The 23,978-nt window shown below is 68.6% G+C and carries 21 protein-coding genes and 3 tRNA genes; 15 read left to right on the top strand and 9 right to left on the bottom strand.

The window, feature by feature from the left end; genetic code table 11:
- Entirely contained in the window at nucleotides 1-1,998 is a 1,998-nt protein-coding gene (gene ftsH, locus ACZ5Y9_RS04595; protein WP_247632935.1) for an ATP-dependent zinc metalloprotease FtsH, read from the bottom strand.
- A gap of 64 nt (nucleotides 1,999-2,062) precedes the next feature.
- Complete coding sequence (hpt, locus tag ACZ5Y9_RS04590) at nucleotides 2,063-2,614, bottom strand: hypoxanthine phosphoribosyltransferase (protein ID WP_247623476.1); 552 nt, start codon at nucleotides 2,612-2,614, stop codon at nucleotides 2,063-2,065.
- A gap of 103 nt (nucleotides 2,615-2,717) precedes the next feature.
- Between hpt and ACZ5Y9_RS04585 the strand changes: the two genes are divergently transcribed.
- Nucleotides 2,718-3,314: a DUF937 domain-containing protein gene (locus ACZ5Y9_RS04585; RefSeq protein WP_336641005.1), complete on the top strand. Its 597-nt coding sequence runs from the start codon at nucleotides 2,718-2,720 to the stop codon at nucleotides 3,312-3,314.
- Nucleotides 3,315-3,334: 20 nt separating this feature from the next.
- Here ACZ5Y9_RS04585 and tilS read toward each other — a convergent pair whose 3' ends face one another.
- Nucleotides 3,335-4,330 (bottom strand): tRNA lysidine(34) synthetase TilS, encoded by a 996-nt coding sequence (tilS, locus tag ACZ5Y9_RS04580; protein ID WP_464472408.1) that lies wholly within the window; start codon nucleotides 4,328-4,330, stop codon nucleotides 3,335-3,337.
- 68 nt (nucleotides 4,331-4,398) lie between these two features.
- Here tilS and ACZ5Y9_RS04575 point away from each other — a divergent pair, with 68 nt between their 5' ends.
- Together ACZ5Y9_RS04575 and ACZ5Y9_RS04570 are read left to right on the top strand one after the other, a co-directional pair.
- A complete protein-coding gene (locus ACZ5Y9_RS04575; RefSeq protein ID WP_464472407.1) occupies nucleotides 4,399-5,064 on the top strand; it encodes a TMEM175 family protein in 666 nt (221 codons plus the stop codon).
- A 46-nt stretch (nucleotides 5,065-5,110) separates the two neighbouring features.
- Nucleotides 5,111-5,602, top strand: coding sequence for an inorganic diphosphatase (locus tag ACZ5Y9_RS04570; RefSeq protein WP_045254862.1), 492 nt, complete (start codon nucleotides 5,111-5,113; stop codon nucleotides 5,600-5,602).
- 79 nt (nucleotides 5,603-5,681) lie between these two features.
- Here the strand turns inward: ACZ5Y9_RS04570 and ACZ5Y9_RS04565 are convergent, their stop codons facing one another.
- Nucleotides 5,682-7,049, bottom strand: coding sequence for a M23 family metallopeptidase (locus ACZ5Y9_RS04565; protein WP_247955551.1), 1,368 nt, complete (start codon nucleotides 7,047-7,049; stop codon nucleotides 5,682-5,684).
- 209 nt (nucleotides 7,050-7,258) lie between these two features.
- Here ACZ5Y9_RS04565 and ACZ5Y9_RS04560 point away from each other — a divergent pair.
- The 7 genes from ACZ5Y9_RS04560 (at nucleotide 7,259) to ACZ5Y9_RS04530 (ending at nucleotide 12,970) form a co-directional block, all read left to right on the top strand.
- Nucleotides 7,259-7,334, top strand: a tRNA-Glu gene (locus ACZ5Y9_RS04560).
- Nucleotides 7,335-7,360: 26 nt separating this feature from the next.
- Nucleotides 7,361-7,434: transfer RNA gene (locus tag ACZ5Y9_RS04555), tRNA-Asp, on the top strand.
- A 69-nt stretch (nucleotides 7,435-7,503) separates the two neighbouring features.
- A tRNA-Phe gene (locus tag ACZ5Y9_RS04550) sits at nucleotides 7,504-7,576 on the top strand.
- Nucleotides 7,577-7,724: 148 nt separating this feature from the next.
- Nucleotides 7,725-8,366 (top strand): hypothetical protein, encoded by a 642-nt coding sequence (locus ACZ5Y9_RS04545; RefSeq protein WP_464472406.1) that lies wholly within the window; start codon nucleotides 7,725-7,727, stop codon nucleotides 8,364-8,366.
- A 21-nt stretch (nucleotides 8,367-8,387) separates the two neighbouring features.
- A complete protein-coding gene (locus tag ACZ5Y9_RS04540) occupies nucleotides 8,388-9,788 on the top strand; it encodes a threonine/serine exporter family protein (protein ID WP_247623482.1) in 1,401 nt (466 codons plus the stop codon).
- Nucleotides 9,789-9,966: 178 nt separating this feature from the next.
- A complete protein-coding gene (locus ACZ5Y9_RS04535; RefSeq protein WP_247623483.1) occupies nucleotides 9,967-11,934 on the top strand; it encodes a S1 family peptidase in 1,968 nt (655 codons plus the stop codon).
- 115 nt (nucleotides 11,935-12,049) lie between these two features.
- Nucleotides 12,050-12,970, top strand: a complete 921-nt coding sequence (locus tag ACZ5Y9_RS04530) for an AEC family transporter (RefSeq protein WP_464472405.1) — start codon at nucleotides 12,050-12,052, stop codon at nucleotides 12,968-12,970.
- Nucleotides 12,971-12,982: 12 nt separating this feature from the next.
- On the opposite strand, the gene ACZ5Y9_RS04525 is transcribed toward ACZ5Y9_RS04530, so the two are convergent.
- On the bottom strand, nucleotides 12,983-14,311 hold the full coding sequence (locus ACZ5Y9_RS04525; protein WP_247623485.1) for a VCBS repeat domain-containing M23 family metallopeptidase: 1,329 nt from the start codon (nucleotides 14,309-14,311) through the stop codon (nucleotides 12,983-12,985).
- 127 nt (nucleotides 14,312-14,438) lie between these two features.
- Here ACZ5Y9_RS04525 and ACZ5Y9_RS04520 point away from each other — a divergent pair, with 127 nt between their 5' ends.
- From ACZ5Y9_RS04520 to ACZ5Y9_RS04510, 3 genes are all read left to right on the top strand, one after another.
- Nucleotides 14,439-14,741 (top strand): DUF7882 family protein, encoded by a 303-nt coding sequence (locus ACZ5Y9_RS04520; RefSeq protein WP_247623486.1) that lies wholly within the window; start codon nucleotides 14,439-14,441, stop codon nucleotides 14,739-14,741.
- 52 nt (nucleotides 14,742-14,793) lie between these two features.
- Nucleotides 14,794-15,315, top strand: a complete 522-nt coding sequence (locus ACZ5Y9_RS04515; protein ID WP_247623487.1) for a hypothetical protein — start codon at nucleotides 14,794-14,796, stop codon at nucleotides 15,313-15,315.
- A 178-nt stretch (nucleotides 15,316-15,493) separates the two neighbouring features.
- Nucleotides 15,494-16,888 (top strand): cell division initiation protein, encoded by a 1,395-nt coding sequence (locus ACZ5Y9_RS04510; protein WP_247623488.1) that lies wholly within the window; start codon nucleotides 15,494-15,496, stop codon nucleotides 16,886-16,888.
- 61 nt (nucleotides 16,889-16,949) lie between these two features.
- Here the strand turns inward: ACZ5Y9_RS04510 and ACZ5Y9_RS04505 are convergent, their stop codons facing one another.
- The 4 genes from ACZ5Y9_RS04505 to ACZ5Y9_RS04490 all read right to left on the bottom strand — a co-directional run bounded on the left by ACZ5Y9_RS04505 (nucleotide 16,950) and on the right by ACZ5Y9_RS04490 (nucleotide 20,808).
- The gene (locus ACZ5Y9_RS04505; RefSeq protein ID WP_247623489.1) at nucleotides 16,950-17,981 is read right to left on the bottom strand and encodes a fatty acid desaturase family protein; all 1,032 of its coding nucleotides are present in this window, start codon (nucleotides 17,979-17,981) and stop codon (nucleotides 16,950-16,952) included.
- A gap of 228 nt (nucleotides 17,982-18,209) precedes the next feature.
- On the bottom strand, nucleotides 18,210-18,488 hold the full coding sequence (locus tag ACZ5Y9_RS04500; RefSeq protein ID WP_247623490.1) for a hypothetical protein: 279 nt from the start codon (nucleotides 18,486-18,488) through the stop codon (nucleotides 18,210-18,212).
- A gap of 181 nt (nucleotides 18,489-18,669) precedes the next feature.
- Entirely contained in the window at nucleotides 18,670-19,584 is a 915-nt protein-coding gene (locus ACZ5Y9_RS04495; protein WP_464472404.1) for an intradiol ring-cleavage dioxygenase, read from the bottom strand.
- Between the two features lie 72 nt (nucleotides 19,585-19,656).
- The gene (locus ACZ5Y9_RS04490) at nucleotides 19,657-20,808 is read right to left on the bottom strand and encodes a low temperature requirement protein A (protein WP_404597770.1); all 1,152 of its coding nucleotides are present in this window, start codon (nucleotides 20,806-20,808) and stop codon (nucleotides 19,657-19,659) included.
- Between the two features lie 359 nt (nucleotides 20,809-21,167).
- On the opposite strand from ACZ5Y9_RS04490, the gene ACZ5Y9_RS04485 reads away from it, so the two are divergent.
- A complete protein-coding gene (locus ACZ5Y9_RS04485; protein WP_247623493.1) occupies nucleotides 21,168-22,700 on the top strand; it encodes a sugar transferase in 1,533 nt (510 codons plus the stop codon).
- Nucleotides 22,701-22,704: 4 nt separating this feature from the next.
- The gene (locus ACZ5Y9_RS04480) at nucleotides 22,705-23,658 is read left to right on the top strand and encodes a glycosyltransferase family 2 protein (protein ID WP_464472403.1); all 954 of its coding nucleotides are present in this window, start codon (nucleotides 22,705-22,707) and stop codon (nucleotides 23,656-23,658) included.
- The last annotated feature ends 320 nt before the right edge of the window (nucleotides 23,659-23,978 follow it).

Genomic DNA, 23,978 nt, shown 5'->3' with positions numbered 1-23,978 from the left:
TCAGGCCGTCGCGGGACGCGGGTTCGTGGCTCCTGACGGCTCCTGTGCGCGGGCGGTCGCCGAGGGCTCCTCGACGGACGCCGCGACCGGCACGACCTTCTTCGGAACCTCGATCGGCGGCACGTCCGAGACCGGACGGTCGCTGCTCGACAGCCACAGCGGGCGCTCGGGGAGCTTGCGGATCTCGGTGAAGATCTCGGCGATCTGGTTGTGGTCGAGGGTCTCCTCCTCGAGCAGCGCCAGGGCGAGACGGTCGAGGATGTCGCGGTTCGCGCTGATCACCTCGTAGGCCTCGTCGTGGGCCTGCTCGATGAGCGCGCGCACCTCGGCGTCGACGCGCTCGGCGACCTTCTCGGAGTACTCGCGTCCGCGGCCCATGTCGCGCGCGACGAACATGTCGCCGCCCTCGGAACCGAGCTTGACCGGACCGACCTCGGTCGTCATGCCGTACTCGATGACCATCTTGCGGGCGATGGAGGTCGCCTTCTCGATGTCGTTCGAGGCGCCGGTGGTCGGATCGTGGAACACGATCTCCTCGGCGACGCGGCCGCCCATCGCGTACGTGAGCTGGTCCTGCAGCTCGTTGCGCGTGACGGAGTACTTGTCTTCGAGCGGCAGCACCATCGTGTAGCCGAGGGCCTTGCCGCGCGGCAGGATCGTGATCTTGGTGACCGGGTCGGTGTAGTTCATGGCCGCGGCGGCGAGCGCGTGCCCGCCCTCGTGGTACGCGGTGATGAGCTTCTCGCGGTCCTTCATCACTCGGGTGCGACGCTGCGGACCGGCGATGACGCGGTCGATCGCCTCGTCGAGCGCGCGGTTGTCGATGAGCTGCGCGTTCGAGCGGGCGGTGAGGAGCGCCGCCTCGTTCAGCACGTTCGCGAGGTCGGCACCGGTGAAGCCCGGCGTCTTGCGGGCGACGACCTCGAGGTCGACGCTCTGCGAGAGCGGCTTGCCCTTGCTGTGCACCTCGAGGATCTTCTGACGGCCCTTGAGGTCGGGAGCGTCGACACCGATCTGGCGATCGAAACGGCCGGGACGCAGCAGTGCGGGGTCGAGGATGTCGGGGCGGTTCGTCGCCGCGATCACGATGACGTTCGCGTTCGGGTCGAAGCCGTCCATCTCGACGAGCATCTGGTTGAGCGTCTGCTCGCGCTCGTCGTTGCCGCCTCCCATGCCGGCGCCGCGGTGACGACCGACGGCGTCGATCTCGTCGATGAAGATGATCGCCGGCGAGTTCTCCTTGGCCTGGTTGAACAGGTCGCGCACACGCGAGGCTCCGACGCCGACGAACATCTCGACGAAGTCCGAACCCGAGATCGAGTAGAAGGGGGCTCCGGCCTCACCGGCGACAGCGCGGGCGAGAAGGGTCTTACCGGTTCCGGGAGGGCCGTACAGCAGCACGCCCTTCGGGATGCGGGCGCCGATCGCCTGGAATTTCGCGGGGTCCTGCAGGAACTCCTTGATCTCATGGAGCTCTTCGATCGCCTCGTCGGCGCCGGCGACGTCGGCGAAGGTGACCGTCGGGGTCTCCTTGTTGACGAGCTTCGCCTTCGACTTGCCGAACTGCATGACCTTGCCGCCGCCGCCCTGCATCGACGACAGGAGCCACCAGAACAGCAGGCCCAGGAGCACGAGCGGCAGGAGGAGAGAGAGGAAGCCGTCGAACCACGTCGCGCGCGGCACGGCGTCGTTGAAGCCCTCCTTGAGGTCGGCGTCGTTGATCGCCGTGACCACCTCGTCGGCGCGGGCGTCGACGTAGTAGAACTGCACCTTGTCGGCACCCTCGAACGGCTTCGAGAGCGTGAGGTCGACGCGCTGGTCGCCGTCGGTGTTGACCACCTCGGTGACGGTCGAGCCGCCGAGCAGCTTCAGACCCTCCTGCGTGGTGATCTGCTTGGGTGCCGCGATGTTCGAGACCAGCACGAACCCGAGGATCAGCAGCAGGCCGATCACCAGTACGTAGATCAGCGGATTCTTGCCGAGCTTCTTCACATCCATGATCGGATCAGCGTATCGCGCGCGTACTAGGCGCCTGCTGTGCGTTCACCCACGGCGTAGCGCGTCAGGAGTAGACGTGCGGGGCGAGCACGGCGACGTCGCGCAGGTTGCGGTACCTCTCGTCGAAATCGAGGCCGTAGCCGACGACGAAATCGGTGGGGATGTCGAAGCCCACGTACTTGCAGTCGATGACCACCTTCGCGGCCTCCGGCTTGCGCAGCAGGGCGAGCACCTCGATCGACTCGGCGCCGCGCGACTCGAAGTTCTCGAGCAGCCAGCTCAGCGTGAGCCCCGAGTCGATGATGTCCTCGACGATGAGCACGTGCTTGCCGTTCAGGTCGGTGTCGAGGTCCTTGCGGATCTGCACGACGCCGCTGGACTTCGTGCTCGCACCGTAGCTCGACACGGCCATCCAGTCCATCGGCGCGTGGAAGGGCAGCGCCCGCGCGAAGTCGGCCATCACCATGACCGCGCCCTTGAGCACGCCGACCAGGATGAGGTCCTTGCCCGCGTAATCGTCGGCGACCCGCAGGGCCAGCTCGTCGAGCTTGGCGAGGATCTGCTCCTCGGTGACGAGGATCTCGGACAGGTCAGCCTGGATTTCCGTGGCGCGCATGGATCGATTTTAGGCGATCGACGACACCGCTCTCCCCCTGCCCCGGCATCCGCACTACTCTGAGCCGTGAGACGGGCGGACGCCCACCGACGGAAGGATTCCCATGGCTCTCGACGACATCCTGAAGCAGGTCCCGATCGACGACATCGCGAAGCAGCTCGGTGTCTCTCCCGACGTCGCGAAGACCGCGGTCGAGCAGGGCGGTGCGGTGCTTCTCGGAGGGCTCGCGAAGAACGCCTCGACCGACGAGGGCTCGGCGGCGATCCAGAAGGCGCTGAAGAAGCACGAGGGCACGGGCGGCGCCGCCTCGATCAAGGACATCGATCAGGCCGATGGCGACAAGATCGTCACGCACATCCTCGGAGCCGAGGAGAAGAAGAAGGTCACCGAGAAGCTCACGCAGTCAGACAAGACCGCGGGCATCGACTTCGGCAAGCTCCTGCCGATCCTCGCGCCGATCGTGATGGGTCTGATCGCGAACGCAGGCAAGGGCAAGAGCGGCTCCGCCTCGACCGAGTCGCAGGGCGGTGGCGGGATCGGCGACATCATCGGCGGTCTGCTCGGCGGCGGCAACGGCAACTCCGGCGGCGGTGGCGTCGGCGACATCATCGGCGGGTTGCTGGGCGGCGGCAACAAGTCGGGCGACGGCGGCATCGACCTGGGCAGCATCGTCGGCGGGCTCTTCGGCGGCAAGAAGTAACGGGCGCCGCCCGCCGCAGGTCAGGTGCGCGCCGTGAAGACGATGCGCCCACCGTGGCGGGCGGCGGCGCACCCGGGCAGGTCGATCGGGCCCTGACCCGACCAGTCGGTCACCAGGCGCGCGACCTCCAGCGTCTGCAGCCGGGTGAGGCTCACCCCGAACTCGCTGTCGACCACGAGGCGGATCACGCGATTGCGCAGGGCCGCGGGGTTCGCTGCGAGCGCCGCGACGCTCACCGAGATGCCGGCTTCGGCGTGCTCGACGATGTCTTCGATGGTCTCGTGGATCATCTCGTCGAACGCCTCGGCGTCTTCGCGCAGCTGCTCGGCGGTGCGCGCGAGAGCCTCGGCGATTCCCGGCCCGATCTCGGCCTCGAGCACGCGGAGCACGCGCTCGCGCACCCGCACCCGGGAGAAACGATCGTCGAGGTTGTGGGGGTCGTCCCAGACATCGAGAGCGGATGCCGCGCAGAAGGCGCGCGTCGTCGTGCGACGCACCGCCAGCAACGGGCGCATCCAGCGCACGCCGTCGTCGTCCTCCCGCACGGGCGCCATGCCCTGCAGGCTCGCGGCTCCGGCGCCGCGGGCCAGCCCGAGCAGAACTGTCTCCGCCTGGTCGTCGAGCGTGTGGCCGAGCAGCACCGCTCGCGCGCCGACCTCGTCGGCGACATCCCGCAGCGCCCGATAGCGCGCGTCCCGCGCCGCCGACTCGGGGCCGTCGTCGGTCGCGTCGTCGACCTCGACCCGCACGACGCGGGCTTCGAGACCGAGGGCCGTCGCCTGCTCGGCGGCCCGCGCGGCGACGGCATCCGATCCCGTCTGAAGGGCGTGATCGACGGTGACGGCGGTCGCGCGGATGCCGACCTTCGGCGCCTCGAAGGCGACCGCGGCGGTCAGTGCCAGGGAGTCCGCTCCCCCGGACAGAGCCACCACGACGGCGGCACCCTCGGGCAGATCGGCCAGTGCGGTGCGCACGGCGCGGCGGATCTCGGCGATGGCGGGGTCGAGTGACGGCATCCCTCCACGCTAGGGCACGGCATCCGCGGGGCGTGCGCCCGCCCCTGCGGCGGCACTATCCTGACGCCGTGACCGCACCGCACCGCACCCCGCCGTTCCGCACCGAGCGGTTCAAGGCGTTCGTCGACGCCGTCGTCGCGATCGCGATGACGCTGCTCATCCTGCCGCTCATGGAGGCGGTGTCGGATGCCGCGTCCGGCAAGCTGACGACGGCGGAGTTCTTCCACGAGCACTCGGGGCAGTTGCTGAGCTTCGCACTGAGCTTCCTGCTCATCGCGACCTTCTGGATGGGGCACCACAGTCAGTACCGCGATGTGGAGCGGATCACCACGCCGCTGATCTGGATCAACCTGGCGTGGATGGCCACGATCGTGTGGCTGCCCGTGCCGACGGCCATGCTGGGGCAGATCGACACCGACCCACTGCAGAAGGTCGTGTACATCGGCACGTTGATCGCCACGCAGCTCGCGACGCTGGCCGGCGGCATCTATCTCGGACGGCGCCCGGAGCTCTCGACCGCGCCGCCCTCGACCTACCGCGAGGGGGTGCTCGGCGACCTGGCCGCGATCATCCTGTTCGCTGCGGCACTGCTCGTCGCCGTGCTCGTTCCCGAGATCGGGTACGCCGCCCTCTTCCTGCTGTTGTTGAACGCCCCCGTCTCCCGGCTGGTCGATCGGCTGTCTCGCGGGCGTTCGCGCGACTCCGACGTTCAGACGCCCGGACCTGCCGAGTAGGCTTGTCCGCGGCATCCAACCGATTTTTCTCCTGAGGAGCACACGCATGGGCGCACACGACGCCGTCATCGAGATCCCGCGCGGCAGCCGCGTGAAGTACGAGGTCGACCACGAGACCGGGCGAGTGCACCTCGACCGCGTGCTCTACACGACCTTCGGCTACCCGGCCGACTACGGCTACTTCGACAACACGCTCGGCGAGGACGGCGACCCGCTCGACGTGCTCGTGCTGCTCGACCACGCCATCTACCCGGGCGTCGTCGTCGAGGTGCGTCCCGTGGCCGTGCTCAAGATGAGCGACGAGGCCGGCGGCGACGACAAGCTGGTCGCCGTGCTGTCGAAGGACCCGCGCTGGGCGCACATCCAGGACATCGACGACATCGCCGAGTACACGAAGAAGGAGATCGCGCACTTCTTCGAGCACTACAAGGACCTCGAGCCCAACAAGTGGGTCAAGGTCGACGCGTGGGGCGACAAGGCCGAGGCCGAGCGCATCCTCGACGAGGCGATCGTCCGTTTCGGCGAGCAGGGTCACTGACCCCTCGCCAACGCTCGAAGCGAAAGACCCCCGGATCCGCTCAGCGGCCGGGGGTCTTCTGCATGTCGGGGGCGGATGCTCAGATCGAGATGCCGCGCGCGGCCATGAAGTCGGCCGGGTTCGTGTAGTACCCGTTGATGTAGACCTCGAAGTGGAGGTGGCAGCCGAAGGATCCGCCGGTGTTGCCCGCGTAGGCGATGATCTGCCCGGCCTGCACCTGCTGGCCGGCCCTGACCGCGAAGCCGCCGTCGCGGATGTGCGCGTAGCCGGTCGCGACGCCGGTGCCGTGCTGGATGCGGACGTAGTTGCCGTACCCGCCGTTGTAGAACGCGGCGTCGACGACACCGGCGTACGCGGCGTAGATCGCCGCCCCGCAACCGTTGGCGAGGTCAATGCCGTAGTGCCAGCTCGACGAGCATCCGTTCGCGTTGCACTGCTGCGAACGGGGACCGTAACCCGAGCTGCGGTAACCGCCGTGCGGGCGCACCCAACCGCTGCCGCTGCCGGCGGGGGCGCCTCCGCCGCCGCTGTTGCCGCCGGCGTTCGCCGCGGCCTCGGCGGCCTCGCGCTCACGGCGCTTCTTCTCCTCGGCCTCGCGAGCCGCGACACCGGCCTGGTAGCCGGCGACCGTCTTCGTCGTCGTGTCCTTGAGGGCGGCGAGCTGCGCCTGCATGGTGTTGAGGTTCGCCGACTGCTCGTCGAGGGCAGCCTGCGCGGCATCCGCCGCCTGCTGGGCCGCGACCATCTTCTGCTCGGCGATCTTCTGCAGGCGGTCGCGCTCGTCGCGTGCGACCTTCGCCTGGTCGCTGAGCGACTGGGCGGAGTTGCGGGCGGCGACGGCATCGTCGTAGACCGACTGGTTGTACTCGAGGAGCTTGTCCATCGTGCCGAGGCGCGAGAGCAGCTCATCGGCGTTCGCGGCGGAGCCGGCGAAGAACAACTCGAGCGAGGTGTCGTCGCCACCGTTGCGATAGATCTGCGCAGCGACCTGGCCGGCCTTGCGAGCCGACTCGTCGGCGACGCCCGCCTGCTCGTCGGCCTTCGCCTGGAGCGTGTCGGCCTCGGCGATCGCGGCGAAGAACTCCTGCTGGGCCGTGAAGTATTCGTCGGAGGCGGTCTTGGCAGCCGCCTGGGTCTGCGCGACCTTCTGCGTGAGGGACTGGATCAGGCCCTCGATGCGCTGGATCTCGGCGCCCTTGGCTGCCTCGTTGTTCTTGGCCTTCTGCACGTCGTCCCAGCTCGGGTACGACGCGGCGTAGGCGGCGGAGACGCCGGAGGTGACCCCGAAGGCGCTGAGGGCGACGACACTGAGCGCGCCGAGCCCGAGCGCGCTGCGACGGCTGAAGCTCTGCTTCCAGAGAGCGTCGCGCTCGGCGGGCGTGGGCGCGCAGCCGCATTCCTCGGATGCTGCAGCTGCTGCGGCATCCTTCGTGATCTGGTCGTTCACACGGCCCCTTCCGCCGGTTTCACACATGTCACAGTAACAACAACTTTCACATGCGCACCAGGGCGCGCGGGTCGGTCGAAGGGCATGCTGACGGGTACATCGTCTCCCGGAACACGCCCGGGAGCGCGCTGACTCGCCCTCGATTCGCGATTTGCCCCGACTATCGCTTATGCTTGAGCGTCGGCAAGGAAGTCCCCCGGGACTGACTCGGCCCCATCGTTTAGCGGCCTAGGACGCCGCCCTTTCACGGCGGTAGCACGGGTTCGAATCCCGTTGGGGTCACCACGTCCGATATAATTGAAAACAAGTATGGCCCTGTAGCGCAGTTGGTTAGCGTGCCGCCCTGTCACGGCGGAGGTCGCGGGTTCAAGTCCCGTCAGGGTCGCTCCGTGCGATGAGCTCTTTCTTCGGAGAGGGCTTTTCGTCTAGGACGCGACAGGTTCGCCGGTCGCGCGGCTCTGTAGCTCAGTTGGTAGAGCGTTCGACTGAAAATCGAAAGGTCACCGGATCGATGCCGGTCGGAGCCACAAGGCTGATCATTACAATCAGCCCAGAAACCCTCGCCTAGCTTCTACATGGCGGGGGTTTTGCTTTGCCCGCGGGCATCCGCTGGCCTGGAGCGCAATAGCCCCGGGAGGTCTTTCGCCCGGCGCGCATCTCGGGTGTACTTCTCCGATGCGATCCGTGAACCCGATCCCCGGTAACCGCTGGCCGCACGACATGGTCATCCGTATCGAAGACGCACCGCATGCGCTCTTCGAACTCCTCTGGTTGCGCGAGGCGTACGGGCTCCAGCCCACCGGCGACGACCTTCCGCCGCTCCTCGTCCGGACTCCCGCGCCGGCTGCAGCCGTGCTCGACGCGGACACCCGGGCTCACTGGGAGAGAGCGTGGAATCGACTCTGGCGGGCGGCCTCCGTCCATGCCGGCCGCGAGCAGGATCACGACCAGTTCCCGCGACTGCTCGCGATGGAACCGGGCGACCCCGATCGCGAGAACCTCCTCCGCGACATGATGGGCCCGACCTGGCGCGACGAGTTCGGCGACGCCGCCTTCGACGACCCTTCCTACACCGACCACGAACACTCGGCCTTCGAAGAGCGCGCCGCCGCGCGCCCGCACACCCTCACCGAAGACCCGGAGCACCGCGACCTGGAGGCCCTCATCCCCGCGTGGCGGGCGGGACTCACGACGATCATCACGATCCCGTGCCAGAGCGAGCACACCCGTCGCGTCGGTGACAACGCCCTCCTCGTCACGGCCGGCACACGAGCCGACAGCGTGGCATATCGGCGTGCTCTCTCATCGTTCGCCTGACCCGGACGAGAGGATAGAGGTATGCCCTCGAACTCGCGCCGGCGACTGCTCGCCTCGATGCAGCGGATCCTGCACAACGATCCCTCGAACGTCGCGCACACCGAGGCCATGCCGATCATCGACGAGCGCACGGTGCCCCGCGTGCTCGACCTCGCCACGCGCATCGGCGAATCGATGTTCGCGGTCGGCGCCTCCGCTCACGAGGTCACGCTCGCGATCACCCGGGTGTGCGAGGCCTATGCCCTCAAGGGGGTGCAGGTCGACGTCACCTACAACTCGGTGACCGTCTCGTTCCACCTGAGCGGCGAGGTGTGGCCCGAGACTCTGCTGCGCGTCGTGCGCGTCGCCGCCCCCGACCACGCCAAACTGCAACGCGTGCAGGCGCTCGTCGCCGACGTCGAAGCGGGGCTCGACCTGGAGTCCGCCCGCACCGCGTTCCGCGTGATCCGGCGCGTGCCGTTCCGCTACCAGCAGTCCGTGGTCGTCGTCGCCCGGGCGATGCTCGCCGTCGGCGTCAGCATCCTTCTCGGCGCGTCACCGATCATCGTGGGACTCACCTTCATCGCCGCCCTCGCCGCCGCCCTCACGCAGGCCGGCCTCGCGCGCGTGCGGGTTCCCCTCTTCTTCAGCCAGATCGCCGGAGGATTCGTCACCACTGTGGTCGCGGTCGCCGTATCGGCGCTCGGGTCCGCCGGGATCGAGCCGTTCGTCGGCATCCGCCCCTCGATCATCGTCGCATCGGGCATCGTGCTCATGCTCGCCGGGCTCACGGTCGTCGGCGCCGCGCAGGATGCGATCGACGGGTTCGCGCTCACCGCCGGCGGACGCATCCTCGACCTCACGATGCAGACCCTCGGTGTGGTGATCGGCATCCTCGTCGGACTCGAGCTCGGTAGCGTGCTCGGGTTCACGATGGACCTGCCCGACGACCCCGCCCCGTTCGGTCCCCTGCTCGGGGTCTTCGCCGGGGCGATCATCATCGCCGTCGCCGTCGCCGTGTTCAACGGCGCCGGCATCCGCATCATCCTCGTCAGCGCTCTGCTCAGCGCGATCACGATCGCCGGGTACACGGCATCCGTCGCCCTCAATCTGCACCCGGCCGCGGCGAGCGCGATCGGCGCTCTGCTCGCGAGCTTCGTCGGGGTGCTGATCGCCCACAACCTGCACGTTCCGTCGGTCGCGGTGACGACCGCGGCCATCGTGCCGCTCGTGCCCGGAGTGGCGGTATTCCAGGGGCTGCTCGAGATGGTGCACAACGGCGGCACCAGCATGGGCGTCGTCGGCGCGGGCGGCTCGCTGATCGACGCCGCCGTCATCGGGATCGGTCTCGCCTCGGGGGCGTCGCTCGGTCTGTACCTCGGCACCCCGGTGCGCGCGACCCTCGGCAGCGTCACGAAGACGCGAGCGCGTACTCGGCGCTGACCGGCTGTTTCGCCGTGCGTCATGGGGACATCTCCCCAATGACAATTCGCGCAAGACCTCGCTCCGATCGCATACAGCGCGCTCACAGGTTGGCTAGGTTGGGCGTGTCCCCGGGCACGCGCAAGCGCTTTCGCGCGCGCCGTCGATCACCTGCACTGCGAAATATCGAGACGAGAAGATGACCCCCAACAAGAGAAGAGTGCTGGCCGGCGGTACCACCGCGGCCATCATCCTCGCGCTGTCCGGCGCGTTGATCCCCACGGCCGCCACGGCTGACGAAGACGGCGCGGCGCCGACGAGCGGAGCGTCGTTCGACGCGAACGCCAAGCAGCTGCTCACGACCGACGGCGTCGAAGCCGTCGGCACGAACGCCGACGGCCAGGTCGTCGTCTACACGACCGCACCGCAGGACTCCCTGCCGGGCGAAGCGGATGCCTTCGTCGACGGTCACTCGAACGTCGTCGTCAAGGTGCTCGATGCTCCGCTCGAGTCCCTGGCGACCACCGATGTCGTCGCCGGTGCCGGTTACCTCGCCTTCGACCCGGCATCCCCGGAGGTCGGCGGTCTCTGCTCGATCGGCTTCTCGGGCTGGACGCCCACCGGCGATCCCGCGATCATCTCCGCCGGTCACTGCACTGACGACGGCGCGTACACGTTCAGCGCTCTGACGCTCCCGACCGGCGACCCGGCGGGTGGCGGCGACCCCGAGAACGGCGACGTGGCTCTCGTGGACGGCCTCGCCGAGCTCTCCTTCTCGCAGTACGGCGGCCCGGGCAACTCGACCGGCGCCAGCGGAGACCTCACCTCGACCGACATCTCGGTATGGGACGTGCAGAACGTCGACCTCACGCTGCTCCCGGAGATCACCGACTGGACGACCTCTGCGTCGGAGGACCTCTCACTCAGCACCACGCCGGTGCGTGCCGTGGGCGCTCCGCAGTTCGGCACCGTGAGCAAGTCCGGCCGGACGACCGGTCTGAGTTCCGGGCAGGTGACGGAGACCGGCGTCTGGGCGAACGTCAGCGGACGCCTCGTCTACGGCTTCCTCACGTCCGCGAACTCGGCTGAGGGCGACTCGGGCGGCGCGGTCTACCAGGGAAACACGGCCGTCGGCATCCTGTCCGGCGGCGGAACGGGCCCCGACGGTCCGGTGATGTTCGCAGCCGACCTGCAGAACGCACTCTCCCTCACCGGCGGCTACACCGTCGCGCTCTACGTCGACGCTCCGACCGTCACCTCGCCCGCTCAGGTCGGTATCGGCGGTGCAATCACCGGCACCGGAGCCGCAGGTCAGACGCTCGTCGTCACCCAGGCCGAGGGCGCACCCTTCGAGGTGCCGATCGACGGTAACGGCAACTGGTCGTTCCCCGCGCCGCCCGAGGTCGGCGAGTACGAGTTCAGCGCGATCGTGCGCAACGGCTTCAACGAGTCGGCGGCGACGCCGTTCGCGGTCGCTGTGCTCCCGGCAGCCCCGGTCTTCACGTCGCCCGCGAACGGTGACCGCATCGTGTCGGAGGTCACCGAGATCTCCGGAACCGGCGAGATCGGCGCGACGGTCACCCTGACCGGCGACGTCACCGATGAGGCCACGGTCGGCGAGGACGGCACCTGGAGCGTCGAGGTCGACCTCGGCATCGACGCCTACTCGGTCAGCGCCACGCAGGAGCTCGACGGCATCACCTCGGCATCTGCGACCTCGGCCTTCGCCGTGATCCCGACGGCCCCGATCGTCGACGCACCGCTGGCCGGAGGCGCCTACGCCTTCGCCAGCGCCCCGACGGCCGCGACCGGAACGGGCATCGAGGAGGCCGCGATCAGCGTCACCCTGAATGGTGCGGATGCCGGATCGACCACCGTCGCCGACGGCGCATGGAGCGTTCCGCTCACCGCCCAGGCGGGCGAGTTCTCGCTCGTCGTGACGCAGACCGTCAACGGTCAGAGCAACAGCACGACCGTCTCGTACGAGGTCGCGGCGGCTCCCACCACGGGCGGCGGCGCGGGCGAGGGCTCGGGCAGCGCCCCGGGTTCGCTCGCCAACACCGGTATGACCGATGCGACGCCGTACGTGGTGACGGCGGCGGCCCTGCTGCTCCTCGGCGCAGCACTGCTCACCGTCCGTCGGATGCGGACGCGCAACACCCTCTGATCCGATCCTGATCTGATCGCCGTCGGGCGGTGCGGGCTCCGGCTCGCACCGCCCGACGTGTTTCCCCCGCGCCCCCGGATTCGTCCGGCTCGCGGCACCTCGATACGCTCGAAGAATGCTCGAGACACTCACCGGATTCGTCGTGGTGGGCGTCGCGATCATCGTCGGCTACGTGCTGGCACGGATCGATCTGCTCGGCGAGCACGCGCGTCCGGTGTTGAGTCGCCTGGTCTTCTTCGTGCTCTCGCCGTTCCTGCTCTTCACCGTTCTCGCGCACGCCGACGCGACGATGCTGTTCTCGTCGTTGCTGCCCGTGTCGGCCATCGCCGCGGTCGTCGTGATCCTGATCCACACCCTCGTCGCGCGCTTCGCCTGGCGTCGGTCGGTGGCCGAGACGACGATCGGCGCTCTCTCGGCCGGTCAGGTCAACTCGAACAACATCGGCCTGCCCCTCTCCCTCTATCTGCTGGGGAGTGCGGCATTCCCCGCGCCGGTGATCCTTCTGCAGCTCCTGGTCTTCACGCCGGTCTCGCTCACGATCCTCGACGCCGCCACGGCCGAGCGCACCTCTCTGCGCCGCACGCTGCTGCGCACCGCGACGAACCCGATCATCATCGGCGCCCTGCTCGGAACCCTGGTGTCGGTCACAGGCCTGCAACTCCCGGAGATCGTCCTGGCACCCGCGCAGTTGATCGCGGATGCCGCGGTGCCGGTGCTCCTCATCAGCTACGGCATGTCATTGCACGGCCAGCGCGTGCTCGGCACGCGGGGGCACCGACGCGATGTCGTCGTGGCGAGCATCCTGAAGCTGACGGTCATGCCACTGGTCGCGTGGGTCTTCGCCCAGTTCGTGTTCGGGCTCACCACGCACGAGGTGCTGATCGTCACGGTGCTCGCGGCTCTGCCGACCGCGCAGAACGTGTTCAACTACTCGCAGCGCTACGGCGTCGGCGAGGCGATCTCCCGTGACACCGTCTTCCTGACGACGATCGGATGCCTGCCCGTGCTGCTCCTGATCATGCTGCTTCTCGGCTGACGCCGGTCGCGATCACTCGATCTGCAGGTAGGAGCCGAACCCGGTTCCGATGACGTACGAGGCGCCGAACCCGCCGTTCCCGCCGCCGGGGTAGACCCGAAGGTCGCCGTTCGCCATCCGCGCGACGAGGTCGGGGCGCCCGTCGCCGTTGTAGTCGACGCCGCCCGTCATGGCCGTGAACCCGGTCCATCCGCGCCCGACGATCTGACGCGCGGCGAAGCCGTTGGGGATGCCCGGGTAGAAGTACTGGGTGCCGGCGGCATCGATCGCGATGAGATCTCCGCGCCCGTCGCGGTCGAAGTCGCCGCCCACGAGGTAGACCATCGAATTCCACTCCGGTCCGCCGGGACGCGTCTGCCCTGACAATCCGCCCTTGCCGTCTCCGAGATGGATCGTCATGTTGCCGTCCGGACGGACGGAGATGACGTCGTGGAGGCCGTCTCCCGTGTAGTCGGCTCCGGAGACGAGATGCAGCAGTCCGCCCCATCCGGTCGCGATGTCCCGCTGGGAGGCGAACCCTCCTCCGGCCGCAGGACTGCCCCCGTAGAACTCCAGCGTTCCATCGTTGCGGACCACGATCAGGTCGGAGTGGCCGTCGTTGTTGAGGTCGCCGTGCGCGATCTGTCCGCGGCCCGCCCAGCCGGAGGTGATGACGACGCGCGGCTTGAGCGCCGCGGTGCCGTTCCCCCCGAGGAAGTGGAGATCGCCATCGGCGGCCACACCGACGAGATCGGCCTTGCCGTCGCGGTTGTAGTCGGCCGTCAGCACCTTGGGGTTTACCGGGGTTCCGAGACCGGGGAAGTTCATCGGGATGAAACTGCCGCGCGTGACGTTCGTCAGGCACGTGAAGCCGTTGTTGATCGCGCTGTACACGCTGCCGTTGCGCCACACCTCGAAGTGCAGGTGGTACGCGTCGGTGGCGCCGGTCTTGCCGACGACGCCGATCTGCTGTCCGCGGCTGACGCGCGTGCCTGCCGCCTGCATGCCGGGCGCGGCCATGTGCCCGTAGCGGGTGACGTAGCCGCCGGGATGTTCGATGTCGACGTAGTTGCCGTACCCGCTGTTCGCGGTTCGCGCCTTGATCACGCCGTCATAGGCCGCCAGGATCGGCGTTCCGCCGCCTCCGCCGATATCGATGCCGTCGTGCTTGCGGTAGTTGTTGCGGCATCCGTCGCCGACCTTCGACTGGATGTTCCCGGATGAGGGTACGACCATCTGCCCGTCGGTCGCAGCGGATGCCGGTGCCGACGACGTGAGCGACGGGAAGAAGGAGGCGAGGACCACCGCCAGGAGTGCCAGAACACCGACTCGGGCGCGCCGCAAGCGTGACTGTCGCTTCATGTCGCGCTCTCCCGTGGTCGTTCGGCCCCAGCGGACATGATGTCCCCCGCCGTCACGGTACCAGCGCGACAGGAATTCGTGGCGGACATCGGCGTGATATTCCCCGAATAACAAGTACGGTTCTTCTATGGGCAGGCTCAGGTATGACGGCACTTCCGACCCGATCATCATCGAGGACGTGACGCTCGCGCATCTCAAGATCATCATCGCGACGAAGCTGCGCCGACAGGAGAGCTTCATGATGACGTGGGCGCCGCGTGACAGCGGCCCCAACAAGCGGGCGACGGTCTGGATCCATCCGGCGATCCCCCTGCAGTTCGGCTTCGACGAGGAGCAGCCGCCCACCGTCGACCCGCAACGCATCGCCGAACTGATGCAGCACCTCAACGCCAGCGGCGAGCTGGTGCTCGATCACGTGCTGTCGAGCTAACCGAAATATCGGTGCGCGCCAGCCGACCGCACGCACCCGCTACGCTGTGGCCGTGGACCCGACAATCATCCTTCTCGGCATTCTCGTCCTCGTACTCATCATCGGCGGGCCCTTCATCAAGAGGTGGGCGAACCGCAAGGCCGCAGCCGCCGGCGAGAACGCCGGACGCAAGTTCGCCGCGAAGCAACTGGTGAACGTGCTCGTCGAGTTCGGAACCACCGTCGTCATCCACGCCCCCGAAGACGCGGCGCGCGAGATCGTCGCCGAGGCCGCGGGCAAGAAGCCCAAGGACTTCCCGGGGCGCGCGGACGGCGGCTTCGGCATCCGCTTCGTCGAGCCCGATGACACGATCGTGCGCCTGGTGCCCGATCCCGCCGGCACGCGCGTGCAGGTCGAGACCTTCCGCGAGTACATGGGCTTCCCCCAGACCGTCTCGTTCTGGCAGGACCTGCGCACGCGCATCTCGACCGCCGCCGCAGCGCGCGGGGTCACGGTGTCGGAGGGGCCGCACCTCGAATACCTTCGCGGTCACCTGCTCGACCCCAAAAACGCCCGCTGGGCACTCGACGCCTGATCGCCCCTCGCGCGGGGTGAATTCGCCTTTCGCGCCGGGTGAAACCGGCACGCAACTCCCGCCCGACGCAACTAGGCTGGACTGCGACGGCGACAGCGGCTCGCAGCGGCTGTCACGGCATCGGCCCTTCACGATCCCTCCCCGGTCCTCACGGACCTGCCCCAGAAAGGCACGAACCATGAGCGAATCCTCCGAGTCCGAAGACCGCAGCGGCGACCGCTCCCCCGACTTCTTCGACCAGCTGATCGAGACCACGCCGCCCGCAGCCTCCTCCCCGCAGGGCTCCTCGTCGTCTCCGGCGGCGTTCACGATCGGTTTCCGCGGTTACGACAAGGCGGAGGTCGACTCCGCGCTGTCGACGCTGCGCAACCAGTTGCAGCAGGCCAACGCCGACCTGGCCGACGCCGAGGTGCGTCACGCCGACGCGATCGATGCGCTGAAGTCGGAGGAGGGCTCCGCCCGCGAAGAGCTCGAGAGCGAGCTGACCGCTCTGAAGGCGAAAGTCGCCGAGACCGAGCAGCAGGTCGCGACGCTGACCTCCGAGCTCGTCGACGCCCCCGCCCCGGACGGTGAGGAGGCGCCGTCGCGCCAGCAGTTCGAGGCGATCCTGCGCGTGGCGGAGGAGCAGGCGAACGTCCTGATCCAGAACGCCGCGGTGCAGGCCGACCGCCTCATGGCCGCCGCCCGCGAAGAGGTCGCCGCCCAGCGCGCCGAGGCCGAGGCCGACGTCGCCCGCATCATCTCCCAGGCCGAGCGGGATGCCGACCAGGTGCGCCTCAAGATCGACACCGAGTACACGGCGCACGAGGCGCGCATCGAGCGCGAGGGCGCCCACGCCACCGAGAAGGTCAACCAGGCCTCGCAGGAGGCCACGGCCATCCGCACCGAGGCGGAGAAGGGAGCGGCCGCACTGCGCTCGCTCGTCACCCGCGAGACCACCCAGCTGCGTGCCGACGCCGAGCGCGACGTGCGCGAGATGAACGCCCGCGTGCTCGAGTTCGAAGAGACACTGACCCGCCGCCAGGACGACGCTCAGCAGGAGTTCCTCGTGCTGCACAACCAGGCCGTCGCCCACGCCGAGCGCATCACGAGCGATGCGAACGAGCAGGTCTCGGCCTCTCTCGACCACGCCCAGCGCATCTCGGCGAAGGCCGACGACTACGAGCGCCTCATGCGTTCGCAGGCGCAGTCCATCGAGGCAGACGCCCAGGTGCGCGCCCGCGAGACGCTCGACCGCGCGCGGGTGAAGTCGCAGAAGATCGTCGACGCCGTCACGACGCACACCAACACGGTGCTGCGGGATGCCGAGGACCGCACGCGTCAGCTGCGCTGGCAGCAGCAGCAGCTCACGAGCTTCATGGCCGAGGTGCGCGAGCTCATCCGCCCCGACGGCGTCTTCTCCGACGAGGGCGGCGCGACCGCGTCGCTCGGCGAGGTCGCGACGGTCGACGACGAGCCCGCCGAGGAGTTCCTGGGCGACGAGGTGCTCGATGACGAGGCGATCGACGACGATCGTCCGCTCGAGAAGATCACGATCGAGGTCGTCGAGAGCGACGACGACTCGGCACGCTGACACACCCCTGCATGACGAAGGCCCGAGCGGATTCCGCTCGGGCCTTCGTCATGGTCGTCGTCTATGCGCGGCGCATCTGCGACGCGGCCGGGCAGTCGAACGGATCGCTCGCGGCGAGTCCCACACGGTTGAGGTACGCGATGACGATCGCGTACGACCGCCACAGGCTCGTCTCGGTGTAGGGGATGCTGTTGGCCGCGCAGTAGTCGCGCACGATTCCGCGTGCCTTCGAGAGGTGCAGGCGCGACATGTTCGGGAACAGGTGATGCTCGACCTGGTGGTTGAGTCCGCCCATGAACCAGGTGGCCCACCAGCCGCCGTTGACGTTGCGCGAGGTGCGCACCTGCTTCGAGAAGAAGTCGAGCTTGGCATCGGGCGCGATGACCGGCATGCCCTTGTGGTTGGGAGCGAAGGACGCGCCCATGTAGACGCCGAAGACGGCGAGCTGCACGCCCATGAATGCGAAGGCCATGCCCAGGGGGAGGAAGAGGAAGACCGGCACGATGACCAGCGCGAGGCGGAGCGCGATGAGGCTCAGCTCGGTCCAGCGGCCCTTCACGTTCTTCTGCGTGGTGAGGTGCTTGAGGCTGATGTAGTGGAGGTTGATGCCCTCGAGCGTGAGCAGCGGGAAGAACAGCCAGCCCTGCTTGCGGGTGATCAGGCGCACGAGACCGCGCGACTGCGCGGCATCCGTCTCGAGGAACGAGATCGTGTCGACCTGGATGTCGGGGTCCTTGCCGACCTGGTTCGGGTTGCCGTGGTGGCGGGTGTGCTTGGAGTCCCACCAGTGGTAGCTCATGCCGACGGCGCCGGCCGCGAGGATCCGCGCCAGGCGGAAGTTCGACGGCCCGGAGGCGAGGATCTGGCGGTGGGCGGCCTCATGGGCGAGGAACGCGACCTGCGTGAAGAGGATGCCGAGGGCTCCGGCGATGAGGAGCTGGAACCAGCTGTCGCCGAGCAGGATGAACCCGGTGATCGCACCACCGAAGCCGAGGGCGAGAGCCCCCGCGACGAGAGAGTAGAAGACCGGGGTGCGCTGCATCAGGCCGGTCTCCTTGACCACCTGCTGCACATCGCGATACGCCTTCGCCATCGGCGGGAAGTCGGCGTTTCCGGAATAGGTCTGCCGGATGGGGCCGAGCGTGGAAGCGGTGGATTCGAGCTGTGAAGTGGAGATGATGCTCTCCTTCCGATCGGGAGCCCTTGAGCTTCAGAAGCCAAGGGCAGATGCCGATCGCTGACCTCAGGCTAACCCTGCCCGCATACGCGGGAGGGCATACGAAAGCCCCTCCGGCATGCGATTCCGGAGGGGCGGGGTCGTTCAGGCGCGGGCGCGGCGCGGGCGGCGGCGGAAAACCGCGGGAAAACCGAGGTTCCGGCGCTTGCTGTGGGGTTCGTGTGAGAACTCCAGAGCCCGCTGAGCGTCGTCGAGATCGGCGAATGTGCCGAGATCGGCACCGCGCGCGTCACGCACGACGTGGGCGGTGCCGTCGAACTCGACGAAACCGGCGAATTCGCCGTCGCGGGTCGCGACGTGCACGTCGAGGTCGGCCTGCTTCCAGGTCAACGGATCGGTCGGATGGAAAGTTGTCGTACTCATGGTCATGCTCATCATTGCTGTGTGGCGGGCGCGTCCGCGCTCCGCGATGGAAGATCGTGGGCGGATGCCGCGCGCGTCGATGTGCGTGGTCCGGAATGGCCCTGATCAGTGGCGACGTGGGCGCCGAGAGGGGCGTGCACACACGTTGCGTAGACAGACTAGCAGATTTGCGCAGGCCGTGTCAGACCGTCACTCCCACGACCAGCACCGCACGGTACCCCGCCGACGCATCCCCTGACATCGTCGCGAGCTGCGACACGGCCGAATCCTCCCCGAACACGTTGTCGCTGGCGAGTGTGATCCCAGAGAGATTCCGAGCCGAGCCGTCGTAGCCCGAGGTCGCGTAGACCGCCGCGCACTCCGCCTCGGGCAGCGCCAGCTGAGACGTCGCGATCGCATTGCTCGCGTCGGTGATCGACGCGACGTCCGAATACACCTCGAAGTGGATATGCGGCCAGCGCCCGGCGTAGCAGCCGGGGAAGATCGAGGTGAACGACACCGTGCCCGCGGCATCTGCCACCTGCACGCCCCGCAGGTAGGTGACGTCCTCCAGGCCCGACGAATACATCGAGTACTCGCCCTGCGCTGTGCAGTGCCAGGCGTACACGGCGACGCCCTCGGCAGGCGCCCCGCTGGCGACATCGACGATCTGCAGCTCGAACACGAGCGGCACTCCCTCGGCGGTCGCGCCGCCGTCGATGGAGGAGCGGATGTCCTGGCGGACGATGCCCGAGTCCTCGAGGATGTCCGGACCGTTCGAGCCGTCGCCCGGGTAAGGCCCCGCGGTCTCCTCGGGAATCTCCGAGACGTCGGCGGCCACGGCATCCGACGTCGGCGTGGGGGTGGGAGTCGGGCTGGGCGTCGGCGTCGCGGTCGGCGAGGGAGAACCGGATGCCGTGACCGACGGAGCGCAGGCGGCGAGCACCACCGCGCCCAGGCCGATCCCTGCCAGGCTCAGCACTCCGCGGCGCGTCAGCAGGGTGCGCAGGTCGAAGGCTGCGCCCTGATCGACCACCTCCTCATCGGGACGATCGAGAAGGCGACCTTCGTAGGCGGGGCCCTCGGGCGTACGGTCGGGCTCGGGGATCCGGGTCATGGTCGCGCTCCTCGTGTGCGGGTCGGGAGCATCCATGGTCGCGCGGCGGGCGATGCGTCGCCCCTGCGCGGGCTATGCGTTCTCGATGACGGCGGCCTTCTTCTCCGGCACCGGCGGGTGGAGCACCAGGAACACGACGATGATCACCATGATCACCGCGGTGAGCGCCACGGGGACCGGAAGGATCGGGTCGAGCAGCACGAGCACCGCACCGATCGGCACGACCGTGTTCACGACGCGGTCGGCGCTTCTGCGGATGGCGACCCACCAGACGCCGAGCAGGAAGACGGCGATCGGGACCGTCACCGTGAAGGACGCGGCCGTACTCGACAGCTCGCTCTTGCCCGTGAGCACGTCGAGCTCGACCTCGATGCCAGCCGAGAAGGCGGCCGCCGCCGCGAAGATCAGGTAGTGCGTGTAGCCGTAGCGCAGCGAGCTGCCGAACGATCCGACCGCACGATGGTGCTCCGGCCAGAAGTAGATCCACCACAGCGATGCCGTCACCACCAGGGTGAGCACGGAGATGGAGATGAAGGGCACGAAGGACTCGGCCTCGTGCAGCGCCTCGATGATCGCGTTCGCCGACGCCAGCAGGCTCTCGCCGAGAACGATCAGGGTGAACAGTCCGTAGCGCTCGGTGATGTGGTGCGGATGCCAAGGGGTCTGCCGCTCGTGCTCGGCGAAGACCGGAATCGACATCTCCAGCAGCGCGAACGCGGCGAAGGCGACGAGCTGGAAGGGCCCCTCCGGCACCAGCAGGAAGAGAATCCAGAGCACCTGCACCGCGGCGATGCCGAACGCATACCGCCGGGTCGCCTGGCGCAGCGGACCCGCGGCGCGCGACGCCCGCAACCACTGGGCGACCATGGCGATGCGCATCACCACGTATCCGACGACCACGAGCGCGAAGTGGCCGTGTTCGAACGCGCTGGGGATGCCGGCGGCGAGCACGAGCACTCCGCTCATCTGCACGATCGTGGTGACGCGGTACAGCCAGTCGTCGGTGTCGAACGCGGTCGCGAACCACGTGAAGTTCATCCACGCCCACCAGATCGCGAAGAAGAGCATGGCGTACGAGATGATCCCGTGCTGCAGATGCCCCTCGCTGAGGGCGTGGTGGAGCTGCGCCGAGGCGATGCTCACGGCGACGACGAACACGAGGTCGAAGAACAGCTCGAGCGAGCTGGCGACCCGGTGCGGCTGGGCGGCGTCACGCGGAATCATGCGGGTGAGACGCAGTCTCGGCGAAGTGGCGTTGGGTGTCACCGCGCCAGGATAGACCCGCTGTCGCGGCGGCGTGCGGGGCCACCGGAATATCGTTTCGGATCGTTGCGCGGAGAACCTACCGAACGCGACCGCCGTGGGCTATGCTGACGGGAGTCTGCAGTGCTCTCTGTATGCATTCGCCGTGTGGGACGGTGTCTGCTCGCCCGTGATGTGGGATCACGGAACGTCAGAGGGACCCGAGGGGTCGGGAATGCAGACGAAACCGCGAGCGTGGGGCTGGCGGTCTGGGGAATATCTGGGGAAACAATGGCGCACTGGGGATTTTTGCGTACATCACCGGCTCGAGGAGCCTCGGCATGACCTCCGTAGAGGATGCCGTGAGCATCACTCGCGCAGGAACGGCATTCGTGCCGGTTGCCGCTCCGCGAGCCGTCAAGTCGGTGCCGCGCTCGGTGGTCTCACCGCGCGTCTCCGCAACGCTGGAACGCCGCCGTCAGTGGGAGCGGCGATATCGGATGCGACTGCGGACGACGGATGCGGCTGTCATCCTGCTCGCCGTCGCACTGACGGCGGCGATCCAGCTGTCCATCGGCCTCACAGTGCTCGAAGTGCTGCGCGCCAGCGCGCCGCTGGCCGTGCTGTGGTTCCTGATGCTCGGCGCGCTCCACACCCGTGACGCCGCGCTGTTCCAGGCGAGTGCGACCGAGTACCGCGGCGTCGCGAACGCGAGCGGACTCGCGTTCGGGCTGGTCGCGATCATCGACGTGCTGCTGGCGTGGGAGTCGATGCAGCTGATGCTCGTCGTCGGGCTGCCGGTCGGACTGCTCGCACTCCTCGTCACGCGCTGGGGATGGCGGCACTGGTTGCAGGGCGAGCGGCGTCACGGGCGCTTCGCCTCCCGCACACTCGTCGTCGGCAACCGGGACGACGTCGAGTACGTCATCCGTACGCTGCACCCGATCGGTGCCTCCGGCTATCAGGTGGTCGGGGCGACACTGCTCGACGGCAACGCCCGCGACGTCGAGATCGACGACATCCGCTTCCCGGTGCTCGGCAACTCCAACTCCGTGGCAACGGTGGCCACCGAGCTCGGCGCCGACACGATCATCGTCGCCAGTCGTCCGGAGCGCGACCCCGACTTCGTCAAGCACCTGAGCTGGCAGCTCGAGGGCACGGCCGCCGAACTGGTGCTGTCGAGCCGACTCACCGACGTCGCCGGCCCCCGCATCTCGTTCGCCTCGGTCGAGGGACTCCCCCTGATCCAGGTGCAGATCCCGACCTACGAGGGCGGCAAGCACGTGCTCAAGCGGGCGCTCGACGTGGTCGTCGCGACCCTCGCCCTCATCCCGATCGGCCTGATCCTTCCGGCGCTCGCCCTTCTCATCAAGCTCGACTCCCCCGGCCCCGTGTTCTTCCACCAGGAACGGGTGGGGCGCGACGGCCGGCGCTTCAGGATGGTCAAGCTCCGCTCGATGGCGACGGATGCCGAGCAGAAGCTCGCGGCGCTCAAGCTGCAGAACGAGGGCTCGGGTCTCCTGTTCAAGATGAAGGACGACCCCCGTGTCACGCGCGTCGGTCGCGTGCTGCGCAAGCTGTCGCTCGATGAACTGCCGCAGTTCTGGAACGTGCTCGTCGGCGATATGAGCGTGGTCGGGCCTCGCCCGCCGCTGCCGACCGAGGTCACCGCGTACGACGGCACGGTGTTCCGGCGCCTCTACATCAAACCCGGCATCACAGGTCTGTGGCAGGTCTCGGGTCGCAGCGACCTGTCGTGGGACGAGAGCGTGCGTCTCGACCTTCGCTACGTCGAGAACTGGTCGGTCATGAACGACCTGCAGATCATGTGGCGTACGGCGAAGGTCATGGTGCAGCCCAGCGGGGCATACTGAACGCATGAGCGCCGCCACGCCCGACGAGGGCCCTGCCGTCCTTGTCGCCGTGACGACCTTCCGACGCACCGAGCTGCTGCCACCGCTGGTCGCCGCGATCCGAGACTCCGCGGGAGCCGCGGGCACCCGGATGCGGATCGCGCTCGTCGACAACGACCCGGAGCGATCGGCATCCGCGGTCGCCGCCGGCCTCGGCGCCGACTACGTCTCGGAGCCCACTCCCGGGATCGCGGCGGCTCGTCAGGCTGCGCTCGACGCCGCCCGCGCCGGTGAGCTCGTCGCGATGGTCGACGACGATGTCGTCCCGCAACCGGGCTGGCTCGATGCCCTCCTGCGGGTCTGGGCGGCGGAGCATCCCGCGGTGGTGATGGGCTACGTCGAGTACGTGTGGCCCGAGGGCACGGACCCGTGGATCGTCGCCGGCGGCTTCATGCGACGCCGACGACGCGTCACCGGGCAGCACCTCGATGCTCTCGCCACCGGGAACGTGCTGGTCGATGCCGCCCAGGTGCGGCAGCTCGGTGTCTCCTTCGACACGAACCTCGGCTTGGCCGGCGGCGAGGACATGCTGTTCGGGCGAGCGATCCTTGCGTCGGGCGGGTCGATCATCGCCTCTGCCGACTCCGTCGTGCGCGACGAGGTTCCCATGGCCCGGACGACGCGAGAGTTCGTGCGACGCCGGACCATCTCGCAGGGGCAGATGCGCACGCGCCTGCTCACGCGCACGTCGTCGACGCCGCGGCGGATTCTTCTGCGCGGTGTGCATCTGCTCGGCGGCGTCGCCCGCCTGATCGTGTTCTCGGCTCGCGGCGCGCTCGCGCGTCTACGGGGAGACGTCGCGGCCCATGCCGTGCTGACACGACGCACCTGGTTCGCGCAGGGTCGCATCCTCGGCGCCATCGGGCACGTGACGCCCGAGTACGCGCGGCCCCCGAAGCCGAACTCCGCTCCGGCGTAGCCGTCCGCGCGGCGCCAGCGCTGCCCGTGCGGCCGTCGTTGGTCGTCGGTGGCCGCCTCTGGTCACCCGTGCAGGCGCGGGCAGTCGCGAGGGGTCAAGACACACCCTGCCGAGCCCTCGGGGCGGCGTGTCGTGACCCCTCGCAGGGGTCCTCGCCCCCCACCTCCGGGCGAGGGGTCAAGACACGCCCTGCGGGTCGGCCCGCGTGCGGCGTGTTGTGACCCCTCACGGAGGTCCGTGCGCACGGAAAGGGCCCGGCATCCGTGAGGATGCCGGGCCTTCCAGCGACGGGAGCGTATCGGGCACTCCCGGATCGCCCA

The sequence above is a fragment of the Microbacterium sp. T3-8 genome, assembly GCF_055398145.1.
This window is presented reverse-complemented; position numbering and strand designations above follow the sequence as displayed.

What these genes read in the sequence shown, in the direction of transcription:
- ACZ5Y9_RS04505 (WP_247623489.1), bottom strand. Translation starts at nt 17,981, where the DNA reads ATGGCGAAGGCGTATCGCGATGTGCAGCAGGTGGTCAAGGAGACCGGC.
- ACZ5Y9_RS04570 (WP_045254862.1), top strand. Translation starts at nt 5,111, where the DNA reads ATGGGCGCACACGACGCCGTCATCGAGATCCCGCGCGGCAGCCGCGTG.
- ACZ5Y9_RS04520 (WP_247623486.1), top strand. Translation starts at nt 14,439, where the DNA reads ATGGGCAGGCTCAGGTATGACGGCACTTCCGACCCGATCATCATCGAG.
- ACZ5Y9_RS04490 (WP_404597770.1), bottom strand. Translation starts at nt 20,808, where the DNA reads ATGATTCCGCGTGACGCCGCCCAGCCGCACCGGGTCGCCAGCTCGCTC.
- ACZ5Y9_RS04535 (WP_247623483.1), top strand. Translation starts at nt 9,967, where the DNA reads ATGACCCCCAACAAGAGAAGAGTGCTGGCCGGCGGTACCACCGCGGCC.
- hpt (WP_247623476.1), bottom strand. Translation starts at nt 2,614, where the DNA reads ATGCGCGCCACGGAAATCCAGGCTGACCTGTCCGAGATCCTCGTCACC.
- ACZ5Y9_RS04525 (WP_247623485.1), bottom strand. Translation starts at nt 14,311, where the DNA reads ATGAAGCGACAGTCACGCTTGCGGCGCGCCCGAGTCGGTGTTCTGGCA.
- ACZ5Y9_RS04585 (WP_336641005.1), top strand. Translation starts at nt 2,718, where the DNA reads ATGGCTCTCGACGACATCCTGAAGCAGGTCCCGATCGACGACATCGCG.
- tilS (WP_464472408.1), bottom strand. Translation starts at nt 4,330, where the DNA reads ATGCCGTCACTCGACCCCGCCATCGCCGAGATCCGCCGCGCCGTGCGC.
- ACZ5Y9_RS04485 (WP_247623493.1), top strand. Translation starts at nt 21,168, where the DNA reads ATGACCTCCGTAGAGGATGCCGTGAGCATCACTCGCGCAGGAACGGCA.
- ACZ5Y9_RS04500 (WP_247623490.1), bottom strand. Translation starts at nt 18,488, where the DNA reads ATGAGTACGACAACTTTCCATCCGACCGATCCGTTGACCTGGAAGCAG.
- ACZ5Y9_RS04545 (WP_464472406.1), top strand. Translation starts at nt 7,725, where the DNA reads ATGCGATCCGTGAACCCGATCCCCGGTAACCGCTGGCCGCACGACATG.
- ACZ5Y9_RS04530 (WP_464472405.1), top strand. Translation starts at nt 12,050, where the DNA reads ATGCTCGAGACACTCACCGGATTCGTCGTGGTGGGCGTCGCGATCATC.
- ACZ5Y9_RS04495 (WP_464472404.1), bottom strand. Translation starts at nt 19,584, where the DNA reads ATGACCCGGATCCCCGAGCCCGACCGTACGCCCGAGGGCCCCGCCTAC.
- ACZ5Y9_RS04510 (WP_247623488.1), top strand. Translation starts at nt 15,494, where the DNA reads ATGAGCGAATCCTCCGAGTCCGAAGACCGCAGCGGCGACCGCTCCCCC.
- ACZ5Y9_RS04480 (WP_464472403.1), top strand. Translation starts at nt 22,705, where the DNA reads ATGAGCGCCGCCACGCCCGACGAGGGCCCTGCCGTCCTTGTCGCCGTG.
- ACZ5Y9_RS04540 (WP_247623482.1), top strand. Translation starts at nt 8,388, where the DNA reads ATGCCCTCGAACTCGCGCCGGCGACTGCTCGCCTCGATGCAGCGGATC.
- ftsH (WP_247632935.1), bottom strand. Translation starts at nt 1,998, where the DNA reads ATGGATGTGAAGAAGCTCGGCAAGAATCCGCTGATCTACGTACTGGTG.